This window comes from Bacillus cereus group sp. RP37 (assembly GCF_040459695.1).
GTDB lineage: Bacteria > Bacillota > Bacilli > Bacillales > Bacillaceae_G > Bacillus_A.
The window spans coordinates 5040940-5054955 of the sequence record NZ_JARVHP010000001.1 but is presented as its reverse complement, the minus strand read 5'-3'; the positions used below and the strand labels follow the sequence as shown (position 1 = coordinate 5054955).

The following is a 14016-nucleotide window of genomic DNA, read 5'->3' as shown; positions in this document are numbered from 1 at the left end:
AAAGGAATGAGGATATGTCAAAAGAGATAGCAAAAAAACGTATAGAAGAACTGCGTGATTTGTTAAATACATTTAACTATCAGTATCACGTATTAGACAATCCTTCTGTTTCTGATGCGGAGTATGACCGTAATATGCAGGAGCTTATAAAATTAGAAGCAGAGAACCCAGAATTTATGAGTGAAGACTCTCCCTCCATTCGCGTTGGTGGGACTGTTCTTGATATATTTGAAAAAGTAACACATAAGTCACCAATGTTAAGTTTAGGAAATGCGTTTAACGAAGGTGATTTACGTGATTTTGACCGAAGAGTACGTCAAGGAATTGATGATGCGAATGTAAGATATATATGCGAATTAAAAATTGACGGACTTGCTGTTTCGCTTCATTATGAAAAAGGACGCTTTATTCAAGGGGCAACACGTGGTGATGGCGTAACGGGTGAAGATATTACTCAAAACTTGAAAACGATTAAAGCGATTCCGCTTCGTTTAAATGAAGAAGTAACGTTAGAAGCTAGAGGCGAAGCTTATATGCCGAAGCGTTCATTCGTTAAGTTAAATGAAGAAAAAGAGCAAAATGGTGAAGATGTATTTGCGAATCCGCGTAATGCGGCAGCAGGTTCAATACGCCAACTTGATCCGAAAATTGCAGCGAAGCGTAACTTGTCTATGTTTGTGTACGGTCTTGCGAATGTAGAAGAAAAAACAATTCCATCACATAGTGAATCGCTTGATTTCTTAGGTGAACTTGGGTTCAAAACAAATCCAAATCGTCGTACATGTGAAACAATCGAAGAAGTTATAGCTTATGTAGAAGAATGGCAAGAAAAACGTCCGCATCTTGATTATGAGATCGATGGAATCGTTATAAAAGTAGATGATGTTGCCCTTCAAGAAAGTTTAGGAACTACAGCAAAGAGTCCAAGATGGGCAATTGCTTATAAATTCCCGGCTGAAGAAGTTGTAACAAGATTAACAGGCATTGAATTAAGTGTTGGTCGCACAGGGGTTGTAACACCGACTGCAGAGCTAGAGGCAGTGAGAGTGGCTGGTACTATCGTTCGTCGTGCTTCTTTACATAACGAAGATTTAATTCGTGAAAAAGACATTCGAATTGGTGACTATGTTGTTGTGAAGAAGGCCGGAGATATTATTCCAGAAGTTGTGAACGTTATTTTTGATAAGCGTACTGGCGAGGAAGAAGAATATCATATGCCAACGCATTGCCCAGCATGTGAGAGTGAACTTGTTCGTTTAGAAGAAGAAGTAGCGCTTCGATGTATAAATCCGACTTGTCCGGCTCAAATTCGTGAAGGGTTAATCCATTTCGTTTCAAGAAATGCAATGAATATTGATGGACTTGGAGAACGTGTCATTACACAACTCTTTGATGCAGATTATATTCGTACATTTGCTGATTTATATTCGTTGACGAAAGAGCAATTATTACAGCTAGAACGATTTGGCGAAAAATCAGCAACGAATTTAGTACAAGCGATTGAGAATTCTAAAGAAAACTCATTAGAGCGATTATTATTCGGTCTTGGTATTCGCCATGTCGGAGCAAAAGCAGCACGTACATTTGCAGAGCATTTTGAAACGATGGATGCACTTGTGAAGGCAACGGAAGAAGAACTAAAAGCAATTAATGAGATTGGTGAAAAAATGGCTCAATCCGTCGTGACGTATTTTGATAATGAAGACGTATTAGAGTTATTACAACAATTTAAAGAGTATGGCGTGAATATGAAATACAAAGGCATAAAAATTGCTGATTTACAAAATGTTGAGTCGTACTTCGCAGGAAAAACTGTCGTTTTAACAGGGAAATTAGAAGTTATGGGACGTAGTGAAGCGAAGAAAAAGATTGAGGCATTAGGTGGAAAAGTAACAGGAAGTGTTAGTAAAAGTACGGATTTAGTTGTTGCGGGTGAAGCGGCAGGTTCGAAATTAGCACAAGCGGAGAAACATAATGTTGAGGTTTGGAATGAAGAGAGGTTCTTACAAGAGCTAAATAAGTAAGAGGTGCAAACTTACCATGAAAAAAATAGCATTAGCGGTATTAAGCCTTGGTCTACTAGTAAGTGGGTGTAGTGCAGGTGCCGATAAAGATGACAAAGTGGTTGAGAAATCGGGGAAAGCAAAAGAACAAGCAATCGTTCCGAAGTACTCTATTTCGGATGAATATTATAAGACGACTATTCCATTTGATGGAGGAAAGGCACGTGGCTTAGTTGTGCAAGGAGTAAGTAATCGTCTTGATATAGATGAATTTGAAACAGGATTAATGCGTATTGCGAAAGAATCATTTAGTACGAAAGATAATGTTTTAAAAGGCGGAAAGGCCCTAAAAACTCAGGATATACAGATGCTTGTTAAAAGAAAACGTACAGATGCAGAACAAAAGGAACTAGAAGATACATTAAAAAAAGATGCGGTTAACTTCCCGAACATAGGGTTAAATCCCGCATTAGGTGCAGGATCCGAATCACTAGAAGTGAAAAATAAAAAAAATCCAATATATATTTCAAATATTTTAGAGCATGATTATTATGTGAACAAAGGCGAAAAAGATGAGCGTAGCGGCATTACAGTTGGATTAGCGATGAATTCGGTTCATTATTACGAGGAAGAGCATGGTTACCCGCGTGAAGCTACAATCTCGAATGAAAAAATGTTAGCTGAAGGGAAAAAAATGGCGCAAGAAATCTTGAAAGTTATGCATCAACGAGATCCTGAAACCAAAACCCTTCCGATAACATTTGCAATTTATCGTCAGGCTCCGAAGTCTTCGCTCGTACCAGGTAACTTTGTTTCTTATGCGAATGTCGAAAAAGGCAGCGAAACGGTTGAGGATTGGAAACAAATTAATGAGAAATATTATTTGTTCCCATCTGAACAAGCGAAAACAGATAATAAACGTGAAGATCTGGCGAGAGTATCGAACTTTAAATCAAAACTAAGCGATTATTTCCAAGGCGACTATACAGCTGTTATCGGTACCGGTATGTATAGAGATGATGAATTAAGAGAAATAAAGCTTGATATTCCTGTCCAGTTTAATGGGAAAGCAGAAATAATTGGCTTTACACAATATGTAGCTGGGCTTGTTATGGAATACTTCCCGAATTATATGAAAGTACAAGTAACGATTAAATCTGTAGAACGCCCAGAAGCGATTATTATACGTGAAGCGAAGCAAGATGAACCATTTGTGAAAATTTTAGATTAAATAGGAGGGCTGTTCCTTTATGGAACGGCTTTTTTTCTTGAAGAATTTTGTTATAATTTAAAATGTTATAAATAATGGGGTAAGGGGTAAAGCACATGGACGAATTGAGTTTTCAAGTCATTATTTTATTAATTGCATTCGGATTTTTAGCAGCTTTTATTGATTCAGTTGTTGGCGGTGGAGGATTAATTTCGCTTCCAGCACTTATGTTTGTTGGTTTACCACCAGCTTCGGCAATTGCAACGAATAAATTAGCTGCAACGATGGGGACGTTTACGAGTGCGATTTATTTTATTCGATCGGGAAAGGTCGATTTTAAAATTGTAGGAAAGTTAATCCCGTTAACTGTTATAGGGGCAGTCGCAGGTGCTTTAGTAGTAAAGTTTATTCCGCCGGATATTTTACGTCCGTTAGTACTTGTAATGTTGGTGTTTATTGCCATTTATATTATTGCGAAAAAGGATTGGGGAAGTGTATCTACCTATAAGAAGATGACGAAAAGAAAAACATTAATATTTTTCTTTGTTATTTTAATGATAGGGTTTTACGATGGATTCTTTGGACCAGGGACAGGATCCTTTTTAATTTTTGCATTTTTATTAATTGGTTTGGATTTTATTCAAGCGGCAGCATCTGGAAAACTTTTGAACTTTGTTAGTAATATCGTATCTTTAATTACTTTTTTATTTTTAGACGTAATTCATTTTGAATACGGTATTATTATGGGATTATCGATGATTTTGGGCGCTTATTTTGGATCGAAGTTTGCAGTTCAAAAAGGTGTTGGATATGTAAGGACTTTATTTTTATTAGTAACTATTTTATTAATCGGAAAAAACATTTTGGAATATACTCATATTTTTTAGAGTTATACGTATGTATAACTCTATTTTTTTATTATATTTTAAAAATTAATTAATTTTTAAAATATAAGTCTAGGAATATTTGAATAAATCTAAATTATCGTGTAGAATAATGTTGTAAAATGTAAACGTTTTTCTAAGGGGAGGCTAAAAAGAATGGTAGTAGCATACAAACATGAGCCATTTACAGATTTTTCAGTAGAGGCTAACAAATTAGCGTTTGAAGAAGGTTTAAAGAAAGTAGAATCTTATCTTGGACAAGACTATCCATTAATTATTGGGGGAGAAAAGATCACTACAGAAGACAAAATTGTTTCTGTAAACCCTGCAAATAAAGAGGAACTTGTTGGTCGCGTTTCAAAAGCAAGCCGTGAGTTAGCTGAAAAAGCAATGCAAGTAGCGGATGAAACATTCCAAACTTGGAGAAAGTCAAAACCAGAAATGCGTGCAGACATTTTATTCCGTGCTGCAGCAATCGTTCGTCGCAGAAAACATGAATTCTCTGCTATTCTTGTAAAAGAAGCAGGTAAACCATGGAATGAGGCAGATGCTGATACAGCAGAAGCAATCGACTTTATGGAATATTATGGTCGTCAAATGTTAAAATTAAAAGACGGAATTCCAGTAGAAAGCCGTCCAATTGAATATAATCGTTTCTCTTACATTCCACTAGGAGTAGGTGTTATCATTTCTCCTTGGAACTTCCCATTCGCAATTATGGCAGGTATGACAACAGCTGCTTTAGTTTCTGGTAACACAGTATTACTAAAACCAGCTAGTACAACTCCTGTAGTAGCAGCGAAATTCATGGAAGTATTAGAAGAAGCTGGCTTACCAGCTGGCGTAGTAAACTTCGTTCCAGGTAATGGTTCTGAAGTTGGTGACTACTTAGTAGATCACCCTCGTACACGTTTCGTGAGCTTCACTGGATCTCGTGATGTAGGTATCCGTATTTATGAGCGTGCAGCGAAAGTAAACCCAGGACAAATTTGGTTAAAACGCGTTATCGCTGAAATGGGTGGTAAAGATACAATCGTTGTTGATAAAGAAGCAGATCTTGAATTAGCAGCTAAATCTATCGTTGCATCAGCATTCGGATTCTCAGGACAAAAATGTTCTGCATGTTCTCGTGCAGTAATCCATGAAGATGTATACGATCACGTATTAAATCGTGCGGTTGAATTAACGAAAGAATTAACAGTAGCTAACCCAGCTGTATTAGGTACAAACATGGGTCCTGTTAATGACCAAGCTGCATTCGATAAAGTAATGAGCTATGTTGCAATTGGTAAAGAAGAAGGTAGAATCTTAACAGGTGGCGAAGGAGACGATTCTAAAGGCTGGTTCATCCAACCAACAATCGTTGCTGACGTTGCAGAAGATGCTCGCTTAATGAAAGAAGAAATCTTTGGACCAGTAGTAGCATTCTGTAAAGCAAAAGACTTTGATCATGCACTTGCAATTGCAAACAATACAGAATATGGTTTAACAGGTGCTGTTGTTACTAACAACCGTGACCATATTGAAAAAGCACGTGAAGAATTCCATGTGGGTAACTTATACTTCAACCGTGGATGTACTGGTGCAATCGTAGGTTACCAACCATTCGGTGGCTTTAACATGTCTGGTACAGACTCTAAAGCTGGTGGCCCTGATTACTTAGCGCTTCATATGCAAGCAAAAACTACTTCTGAAACTTTATAAGAAATAGTAGAAGAGATCTTCGCAGTCTGCGAAGATCTCTTTTTTTGAAAAAATTTCTATATGTGGTTTAAAGCATGAATTGGTCTACAAATTAATTATATATATTGTCTATTTTATGTACGCTTTTTCATTTTCCACTAAGCTAAAATAAAATTAATAAACAATAAATTCTCTAAAGAACTAAAAACCAACCATAGATTGTCCAAAAAATTTTAATACCAATAGGCTTTACTCTATTGAGATTGTGAAGTTTCCTACTTAAACTAACGGGGCAGATTAGTTGAATAAAATCAAATTCGGATTAAGATAGATATAAGTAGAAAAACTAATAAATAAGGTTTACTTCAGTAAAATAAGGTATATTATATTTGTTGAATAGATTCTCTTTAAAGACAAGAAAAGTAGGTGAACAAAGTGGGAAAATATCAATTGGATTACAAAAGTCAGGTAGCTGTGGCAAAGTTTCATGAAAAACAGACGCCTGCCAAATTTGATAAAAAGCAGCAAATTGAAAAATTGCGTGCAGAGTATTTGAAAAAAAAGCAAAAATAAACAGATAAATAATATGTTACGTTTTTGATTACGTTTTCCCTGATTTTTTGTATATGGTGTAAACAAACACAAGAAAATAGGTAAGTTATTCATCGTTCAAATATATATAAATTAGTAGTTTTTATTCCATTGCTACACATAACTCTGTTTTTGATTAAACGTTATTTTAAAGATACAACAAAACCAACGAATAATAGAGCTTATATTGAAAAGTAAATGGCCATTGAAAATATAGGCTTTATTTTTCAATGGCCATTTATGGTTATATATTTAACGTTTTGGACAATGTATGCTTTAACTTACCCTATAATAGGGGAATTTAATTCATTTGAATCGAAAGTGATTTCCATATATTACTATCCGGTGGTTAGAACTAGCTAAACCCTATTAATATCAGGATAAACATGTAAATAGAAACAAATCAACGAGAAAAGTTGACTTATTAGTCACATTTTTTAGTATTCATTTTAAGGATTTCCTGTATAATACAATTTGAAAGAAAATCTATGGTTTGACAAGAAACACTCTTTTCGGTTTTGCTCACTGAAGGGAGTGTTTTTTTGTAGCCAAAAACTCCTCTGTACTCATTACATTTGCATATACTCCATTTAAACTAGCTAAAATTGTGTTATGAATATAAACGGCTGGTATAGTAGCACTCTTAAAGGAAAGATCTTTTGTAGCACAAGCATCATGTATAACGGTACATGGAAAGCCGAAATCAAAAGCAGCCCTTACAGTAGCATCAATACACATATGAGTCATCATCCCGCATATGACGACGTGCTCAATGTCTAAACGTTGTAATTGTTCTAGAAGATCGGTTTCGCGAAAACTATTTGGATAATGTTTGAGTATAACGGTTTCTTCTCTAAGTGGGCGTACGCTTTCATGAATATGTACACCCTCTGTATTTGGTAGGAAAAAAGTAGCGTCATCTTTTATTGCTACATGTTGGATATGAAAAATAGGTTCGTTTTTCGTTCTAAAGAATTGTAGCAGCTGGCTAGCATATTCGCTTGCTTCTACTGGATTACGCAATTCCATCTTTCCATTCGGAAAATAATCATTTTGAATATCAACGAGTAAAAGAGCTGTTTTCATATATTTATCTTCCTCCGATTTCATATTCAAATAATGGTATTCAATGTATAGAGAGGATTCTCCTTTTAAAAAATATGAAGGAGGAGAATTTTACATAACTTTAAAAATTACTATTTGTATTGTGATTTTTTATTTGAAAATTTCAATAGAGGAATAATTAATATTTTTCTAAAAAAATGTATTGACTCTTATTATTCTGAGTTCTATAATGAGAATTAATTAAACGACAATTAAATCGATACATTCTTATCCAGAGAGGTGGAGGGACTGGCCCTACGATACCTCAGCAACGGGTTTTTTAATACCGTGCTAACTCCAGCAAGCCTTATAAAAGGCTTGGAAGATGAGAAGATGTGAACGAGTACATATAAGTGCTCTCCTTCTTATCTTTATGGTTGATAAGAAGGAGAGCACTTTTTATTTTACCTCGAAAGCTCTACTTCAAGTTTTTACAGCATATAGGAGGGGAAAAAATGATTTTTTTTAACAATGTAAGTAAAGTATATGAATCAGGTGGGCAATCTGTTCATGCGGTGGAGGATGTAACGTTATCAGTTGAGAAGGGCGAAATTTTCGGCATTATCGGTTTTAGTGGCGCTGGAAAGAGTACGTTATTACGCTTAGTAAATATGTTAGAGAGACCAACGGCAGGAACGATTTCAATAGATGATAAAGATATTACATCCTTATCGACGAAAGAATTACGGAAGCTAAGACAAAGAATCGGGATGATTTTTCAAAGTTTTAATTTATTTAATTCAAGAACAGTGTTTGGGAATATTGCTTATCCATTAAAATTAGCGAAAGTACCAAATCATGAGATAAAAGAAAGAGTAAATGAACTGCTGAAGTTTGTAGGATTAGAAGATAAAGCAAACTATTATCCAGAGCAACTATCAGGCGGACAAAAGCAGCGTGTTGGTATTGCAAGAGCACTTGCAACATCGCCAGACATTCTTATATGTGATGAGGCAACATCAGCTTTAGATCCAGAAACAACGACAGAAATTTTGAACTTATTAAAGAAAGTAAATCGAGAATACAATGTAACAATTCTTCTTATTACACATGAAATGCATGTTGTGAAAGAAATTTGTCACCGTGTAGCTGTAATGGAGAAGGGAAAGGTTATTGAAGAAGGAAAACTGTTTGACGTTTTCACACAACCAAAAACAAAGACAACTCAAAACTTTGTACGCTCTATTATTAATGATCATTTACCGGAAAGTGTTCTAGGGAAAATTCAAAATGGTGGACAGATTTATCGCTTAACATTTACTGGTGAAGAGACAGGGCAGCCAGTACTATCATATATCGCGAAAAACTATAACGTCGATGTAAACGTACTGTACGGAAATATTATTGAACTTCAAAATGTGCTATTTGGAAATCTACTTGTGGAACTGCAAGGTGAGCAGAAAGAAATTCAAAAAGCATTACAACATCTAAGACTGCAAGTGCAGCTGAAGGAGGTAGAAGCTCATGCGAGTTGATTGGAGTATATTTTGGCCACGCATAGTAGATGCGACGGGGGATACCCTCTTAATGGTAGTTGTAACCCTTATATTTGCTACAATCCTTGGTATACCTCTAGGTTTACTATTATATGTAACGAGAAAAGGAAACTTTTTAGAAAATAAATGGGTCTTTTCTATTCTTAATATCATTATTAATACAATTCGCCCGGTTCCATTCATCATCTTCTTAGTAGCTTTAAGCCCACTAACAAGAAGCGTTATTGGAACGACGATTGGAACAGCAGCAGCAATTTTCCCAATGACGTTAGTCGCTTCGATTGGTATTGCGAGAATGGTTGAAACAAATCTTGTTTCTGTTCCGAAGGGGGTAATTGAAGCAGCGCAAGCAATGGGAGCTTCACCAATTAGAATTGTTTTTGAAATTCTTGTGCCAGAAGCGTTAGCGCCATTGATCTTAGGGGTTACATTTATGACAGTTGGTTTAATTGAATTTTCTGCAGTTGCTGGGCTTGTCGGTGGTGGCGGTCTTGGTGACTTAGCGATGACATATGGTTATCAACGTTTTGATACATCAGTTATGTTCGTAACGGTCGTTTTACTTATTATTCTCGTACAGGTAGCTCAAAACTTAGGAAACTACTTTGCGAAAGTCTTTTTACGCAGATCATAAAAAGGAAGAGGGGAAAAGGAAATGAAGAAAATTTTAGCATTTGCATTATCAGCAATCGTAGGGATTTCAGCGTTAAGCGGCTGCTCAAGTGGGGACACGGGGGCAGGAGCAAAAGAGAAAACAGTTCGCATTGGTGTAACTGGAACGGATGGAAACGCTTGGGAAATTGTAAAGGAAAAAGCTGAAAAAGAAGGAATTAAAGTTAAACTGGTTGAGTTCTCTGATTACACAACGCCAAATAAAGCGTTAGCTGATGGAGATATTGAACTAAACTCATTCCAGCACGTTGCTTTCTTAGAGCAATTTAAAAAAGAGCATAAGTTAGATATTACAGCTGTTGGTACAACGCAAATTGCACCAATGGGCTTATACTCTGAAAAATATAAGAAGGCAAATGAAATTCCAGATGGTTCAGAAATTGCGATTCCAAATGATCCAACGAACCAAGCTCGTGCATTAAAACTTCTTGATGCAGCTGGATTATTAAAGCTTAAGAAAGGCTTTGGCTTATTTGGAGACCCAAGCGGCATTGCTGAAAATCCGAAGAAGTTAAAAATTACACCGGTTATCGCACAGCAAACACCTCGTGTATTAAAAGATGTAGCAGCTTCAGTTATTAATAACGGTGTTGCTGGTCAAGCTGGATTAGATCCAGCGAAGGATCCAATTTTCTTAGAAGATCCAAAGAATGAAAATGCGAAGCCATATATTAACATTTTTGCAGCTCGTACAAAAGATAAAGATGATCCAACACTGAAAAAAGTAATTGAACTATATCATTCAAAAGAAGTAACAGATGCAATTAAGAAAGAAACAAATGATGGTTCCATTTCAGTAGATCTTTCACTTGATGAGCTTGAAAAAATCGTAAAATAATTAGTGGGTTTAACGATTAACAGTAGGAACCCCTCCGCTGTTAGCTCGTTCAACATATAATCTACTTAACAAACAAAACCCTAATTCTGTACCTTCCAATTCTGTATAACGTAGAATCCAATGTTTGTTAAGTAGAGTAATGGACCAGGAGTTTTCCTGGTCTTTTTTTATTACTAAAAGTAGCTAGCGAGTAGTAAGATAATCCAAATTATAATGGGGTAAGAAAATAAGCTGAAAATAAGTGTAATTACGAATTGCTTGTTATGAATTAAGTATTTTTGGGATAAAAAAAAGAAAATAGAAAAAATAGCAATGAAAACAGCTGATATTACGCCAGGATTATAGGAACGATAAATAAAAAACAAAATAATATGTTGAACAGAGTTGAAGAAGATAGCCCCTTGTATAAAAATAATCCAGTATATAGAAGACAAGAAGTTCAGTTGATATAGAAAGACGATAAGTAAAACAAAGAGAGTTAATACAGAAATTGCAATGAAAAATTGTTGACTAGTTATAAAAGTAATCGAAAATTGATTAGCAAGATATCGTGGCATCTGGAAAGATTCTTCAAGGTTATGAATGAAAAATAAAAAGGGAATAATCCAAAGCATAATAGTGGAATGTTTTTTCAACAACTTACATCACTCCAATATGGAGATAGAAAGCCTAGAAAGGCTCTCTATCCAGAGATGTTCATTCAATTATGATACTTTTTAAATTATCTTCGTGATGCTCTTGTTCTTTCGGATAAGTAGCTAGCTCCTCTTGCAAAATATTTAGTATTTGCTTAGCTGATTGTTGGATTGGGGTAGGTAACTCTTCTAATATATTCATACCGACTTTTATTTTTGTACGAATTACCTTTCTTAGTAGTTCCTCATGCATGTACTACACCTCCAAACCGAATATTTAGTACATCTTCTTCGAACTTAGCTCCTTGAATAGAAAGGTGTGTTAACGTTTTTGGTAATGTGATGTTCCGTTTCACAGAACCTGAACGAATGATAAGTTCATCACCTTTTTGATTTAATGAAAGTTCACTTTTGTTTGAGAAGGGAATGGAGAGAACGAAAATATACTCATCACCATCTTTTTTTACATATTGAGTGCGCCCGTTAAATTTCACTTCGGTAGGAGAAGAATCTGATTTAAATAAAGTGTCTCCTACACGCTCTAACATGGACAAACCGACAACTTCTTGTTCAAACATAGGAGCTTCGTAAATAGGAAGCGGCTGAAAACTATCTTGAATTAATGTTTTATATTTTTTTTGAGTATCTTTCCATGCTTGAAAATAAGGATCAGTGACAGTGTTAGGAATGACGCGGTTAATCATAATGGCATCTACGTTATAATCGTATAAATTTAAATAAGTAAAGCTTCGCTGAGCTTCTTTAATGACCATTTTTTCGGGATTTACAACGATGCGGATACTTGTTATTTCTCGATTTGATAAAATATCTCTCATTTCTCCGAGCTGTTCAAGTGTATTTGTTAATTCGTCCATAATATCATCGGTTGGAAGAGGAACACCAAGAAGTGGTTGAGCTACAGGGCGAACAACTTTTAAAACTTTTCTTTTAATAGGAAATAATTTTTCCATCCACCAGCCGAGCATGTCTGGAAAGCTGAGCATTGCTAAAGTTTCTCCTGTTGGAGCGCAATCAATGATGATAACATCATATGTGTTTTGTTTATAATAATCGAGTACGCGAAGTAAGCTAATTAAATCTTCCATACCAGGAAACATTGTTAATTCTTCTGTTGTAATATCATCAGCTGCTTTGGAAGTGAAGAGTAGTGTAATATATTTCTGTAATTTCCCCCAGCCTTTTTCCATCTCATAAATCGTATTAATTTCTTGTGCCCACAAGTTTTCACGAATTTCTAATGGCTCAGAAGATAGCTTTATACCAAATGAATCTCCTAAACTATGAGCAGGATCTGTACTCATTACTAATGTTTTTAATCCTTGTTTTGCACTTTGAAATGCTGTTGCTGCTGAAATGCTAGTTTTTCCTACGCCGCCTTTACCTGTATACAAAATAATTCTCATCATTATATCCCCTTTGTTTCGGATGTCGAATATTACGAGTTACGAAATATTTTCTTGAATAAAAACCCTATTAGGGTTTTTATTCAATCGGAATGTTTTTCATTTTAGGTGTAGAAACCTTTTCTTCTGTTTTTTGCTGTGACGTAGCAATGTGATTCATGATCTTTTGGAAGATTTGTAGTAAGAATGTTTTTTCTTCTTCTGATAATGCTTCTGTCACTAAGCTAAAGTAATGGGCTGCATTTTGTTTTACTTCTTGAACGAGCATTATACCGCTTTCCGTTAAACGAATTAATACAATGCGTCGGTCGTTTTCATCACGGTACCGTTCAATATACCCCTTTTTTACAAGGCGATTTACAACGCCCGTCGTTGTACTCATCGGTATATCAAGAAGTTCAGCAATTTTTGTCATTGTAATATCTGTATTTCGCTCCATCCAAAGTAAACAAAATACTTCTGTTTTAGAAAGTGTTAAATCTAGGCTTACCCATTCCTCAGGATAGAAAAATTTCTTGGCGTTATCTAGCAGTAAGTCTAAAAAATGTTCATATTGCAACAATTAATTCCACTCCTGTATATTTCGAGGTTCGTAATATTTGTTTTTAGTTTATGTGGAATTGAAAAAAATGTCAATCATTTTGATTGTTTTTTCAGATAAGCCAGAAAACTATATGTGGAATAATGTTTTTTATGATAGTTTTATAAATCGAAAAATAGAATTTACATAAAAATCCATCATGATAAATATATTTATCTATAAAATGAATGTACAGATAAAGAGGGGGAGGACGATGAGAAGACGAAATACGCAAGCGTTCACGTTTTTAGCATGGACTTCATTTGTTTGTGCGCTTTCTGGAATGTTAATAGGGATATATACATTAGATGCAACGCTTAGTGTAAAAGGGTACTATTTATTAGGCACATTATTTTTAACGATGTCTTGTTTTGTATTACAAAAAACAATTCGTGATAATGAAGAAGATAACGAGAGATTTCCGAAAAATAAACCGGTAGATAAGGAGTAAATTGTAAAGAAAGGCAATTGCCTTTCTTTTTTTATGTAAAAATGCCGTAAGTGCCGTGTGTTGACTTGCTTGAAGTACTGAAAATTTGGTATCATCAATAGTATTGTAGATTGAACGATATATTATGGAGGTGGCCTAGCCGTGTCAAGAATTTCCGTTGAGAATGTAAAGCACGTAGCACATTTAGCACGTCTTGCAATTACTGATCAAGAAGCAGAAAAATTTCAAAAACAACTAGATGCAATTGTTACATTTGCAGAACAGTTAAATGAATTAGATACAACTGATGTAAAACCAACAACTCATGTATTAACTATGAAAAATGTTATGCGTGAAGATGTACCAGAAAAAGGTTTACCAGTAGAAGACGTATTAAAAAATGCACCGGATCACAAAGATAATCAAATCCGTGTTCCAGCAGTATTAGAATAGAGGAGGGGAATTT

15 protein-coding genes and 1 riboswitch are annotated in these 14016 nt (G+C 35.2%); of the genes, 10 read left to right on the top strand and 5 right to left on the bottom strand.

The features are described from left to right. Positions 1 to 14: 14 nt before the first annotated feature. The 5 genes from ligA to QCI44_RS26510 all read left to right on the top strand — a co-directional run bounded on the left by ligA (position 15) and on the right by QCI44_RS26510 (position 6353). On the top strand, positions 15 to 2024 hold the full coding sequence (gene ligA, locus QCI44_RS26530) for an NAD-dependent DNA ligase LigA (RefSeq protein ID WP_016133484.1): 2010 nt from the start codon (positions 15 to 17) through the stop codon (positions 2022 to 2024). A gap of 16 nt (positions 2025 to 2040) precedes the next feature. Continuing rightward, positions 2041 to 3234 carry a CamS family sex pheromone protein gene (locus QCI44_RS26525; protein ID WP_016089545.1) on the top strand — a complete coding sequence of 398 codons (1194 nt, stop codon included), beginning with the start codon at positions 2041 to 2043 and terminating at the stop codon, positions 3232 to 3234. Between the two features lie 95 nt (positions 3235 to 3329). Beyond that, positions 3330 to 4100, top strand: a complete 771-nt coding sequence (locus QCI44_RS26520; protein ID WP_016089544.1) for a TSUP family transporter — start codon at positions 3330 to 3332, stop codon at positions 4098 to 4100. Positions 4101 to 4253: 153 nt separating this feature from the next. Next, positions 4254 to 5801, top strand: a complete 1548-nt coding sequence (gene pruA / locus QCI44_RS26515; protein WP_000259557.1) for an L-glutamate gamma-semialdehyde dehydrogenase — start codon at positions 4254 to 4256, stop codon at positions 5799 to 5801. A 414-nt stretch (positions 5802 to 6215) separates the two neighbouring features. Continuing rightward, positions 6216 to 6353 (top strand): hypothetical protein, encoded by a 138-nt coding sequence (locus tag QCI44_RS26510; protein WP_000521651.1) that lies wholly within the window; start codon positions 6216 to 6218, stop codon positions 6351 to 6353. A 540-nt stretch (positions 6354 to 6893) separates the two neighbouring features. On the opposite strand, the gene QCI44_RS26505 is transcribed toward QCI44_RS26510, so the two are convergent. After that, positions 6894 to 7457, bottom strand: a complete 564-nt coding sequence (locus QCI44_RS26505) for a cysteine hydrolase family protein (protein ID WP_016089543.1) — start codon at positions 7455 to 7457, stop codon at positions 6894 to 6896. 243 nt (positions 7458 to 7700) lie between these two features. Then, a riboswitch (SAM riboswitch) is annotated at positions 7701 to 7807 on the top strand. A 123-nt stretch (positions 7808 to 7930) separates the two neighbouring features. Between QCI44_RS26505 and QCI44_RS26500 the strand changes: the two genes are divergently transcribed. From QCI44_RS26500 to QCI44_RS26490, 3 genes are read left to right on the top strand one after another with little or no spacing between them, the layout of a single operon-like run. Continuing rightward, complete coding sequence (locus QCI44_RS26500) at positions 7931 to 8950, top strand: methionine ABC transporter ATP-binding protein (RefSeq protein ID WP_116329468.1); 1020 nt, start codon at positions 7931 to 7933, stop codon at positions 8948 to 8950. Next, positions 8940 to 9605, top strand: coding sequence for a methionine ABC transporter permease (locus QCI44_RS26495; protein WP_088083175.1), 666 nt, complete (start codon positions 8940 to 8942; stop codon positions 9603 to 9605). Before QCI44_RS26500 ends, QCI44_RS26495 begins: the two co-directional genes overlap by 11 nt. A 21-nt stretch (positions 9606 to 9626) precedes the next feature. After that, positions 9627 to 10481, top strand: coding sequence for a MetQ/NlpA family ABC transporter substrate-binding protein (locus QCI44_RS26490; RefSeq protein ID WP_088083176.1), 855 nt, complete (start codon positions 9627 to 9629; stop codon positions 10479 to 10481). A 173-nt stretch (positions 10482 to 10654) separates the two neighbouring features. On the opposite strand, the gene QCI44_RS26485 is transcribed toward QCI44_RS26490, so the two are convergent. The 4 genes from QCI44_RS26485 to QCI44_RS26470 all read right to left on the bottom strand — a co-directional run bounded on the left by QCI44_RS26485 (position 10655) and on the right by QCI44_RS26470 (position 13102). Continuing rightward, positions 10655 to 11119, bottom strand: a complete 465-nt coding sequence (locus QCI44_RS26485; protein WP_016089540.1) for an HXXEE domain-containing protein — start codon at positions 11117 to 11119, stop codon at positions 10655 to 10657. 58 nt (positions 11120 to 11177) lie between these two features. Then, positions 11178 to 11369: a DUF3926 domain-containing protein gene (locus QCI44_RS26480; RefSeq protein ID WP_016089539.1), complete on the bottom strand. Its 192-nt coding sequence runs from the start codon at positions 11367 to 11369 to the stop codon at positions 11178 to 11180. Next, positions 11362 to 12543 (bottom strand): ArsA family ATPase, encoded by a 1182-nt coding sequence (locus tag QCI44_RS26475; protein ID WP_016089538.1) that lies wholly within the window; start codon positions 12541 to 12543, stop codon positions 11362 to 11364. The genes QCI44_RS26480 and QCI44_RS26475 overlap by 8 nt, the downstream gene beginning before the upstream one ends. A 76-nt stretch (positions 12544 to 12619) precedes the next feature. Then, positions 12620 to 13102, bottom strand: a complete 483-nt coding sequence (locus QCI44_RS26470; RefSeq protein WP_016089537.1) for a MarR family winged helix-turn-helix transcriptional regulator — start codon at positions 13100 to 13102, stop codon at positions 12620 to 12622. A 232-nt stretch (positions 13103 to 13334) separates the two neighbouring features. Here QCI44_RS26470 and QCI44_RS26465 point away from each other — a divergent pair, with 232 nt between their 5' ends. After that, the gene (locus QCI44_RS26465; protein ID WP_016089536.1) at positions 13335 to 13571 is read left to right on the top strand and encodes a YiaA/YiaB family inner membrane protein; all 237 of its coding nucleotides are present in this window, start codon (positions 13335 to 13337) and stop codon (positions 13569 to 13571) included. 141 nt (positions 13572 to 13712) lie between these two features. Continuing rightward, a complete protein-coding gene (gatC, locus tag QCI44_RS26460; protein WP_016089535.1) occupies positions 13713 to 14003 on the top strand; it encodes an Asp-tRNA(Asn)/Glu-tRNA(Gln) amidotransferase subunit GatC in 291 nt (96 codons plus the stop codon). Positions 14004 to 14016: the final 13 nt, after the last annotated feature.

Excerpts from the sequence above, each read along its gene's own strand:
- ligA (WP_016133484.1), top strand. The coding sequence starts at position 15 with ATGTCAAAAGAGATAGCAAAAAAACGTATAGAAGAACTGCGTGATTTG.
- QCI44_RS26525 (WP_016089545.1), top strand. The coding sequence starts at position 2,041 with ATGAAAAAAATAGCATTAGCGGTATTAAGCCTTGGTCTACTAGTAAGT.
- QCI44_RS26520 (WP_016089544.1), top strand. The coding sequence starts at position 3,330 with ATGGACGAATTGAGTTTTCAAGTCATTATTTTATTAATTGCATTCGGA.
- pruA (WP_000259557.1), top strand. The coding sequence starts at position 4,254 with ATGGTAGTAGCATACAAACATGAGCCATTTACAGATTTTTCAGTAGAG.
- QCI44_RS26505 (WP_016089543.1), bottom strand. The coding sequence starts at position 7,457 with ATGAAAACAGCTCTTTTACTCGTTGATATTCAAAATGATTATTTTCCG.
- QCI44_RS26500 (WP_116329468.1), top strand. The coding sequence starts at position 7,931 with ATGATTTTTTTTAACAATGTAAGTAAAGTATATGAATCAGGTGGGCAA.
- QCI44_RS26495 (WP_088083175.1), top strand. The coding sequence starts at position 8,940 with ATGCGAGTTGATTGGAGTATATTTTGGCCACGCATAGTAGATGCGACG.
- QCI44_RS26490 (WP_088083176.1), top strand. The coding sequence starts at position 9,627 with ATGAAGAAAATTTTAGCATTTGCATTATCAGCAATCGTAGGGATTTCA.
- QCI44_RS26480 (WP_016089539.1), bottom strand. The coding sequence starts at position 11,369 with ATGCATGAGGAACTACTAAGAAAGGTAATTCGTACAAAAATAAAAGTC.
- QCI44_RS26475 (WP_016089538.1), bottom strand. The coding sequence starts at position 12,543 with ATGATGAGAATTATTTTGTATACAGGTAAAGGCGGCGTAGGAAAAACT.
- QCI44_RS26465 (WP_016089536.1), top strand. The coding sequence starts at position 13,335 with ATGAGAAGACGAAATACGCAAGCGTTCACGTTTTTAGCATGGACTTCA.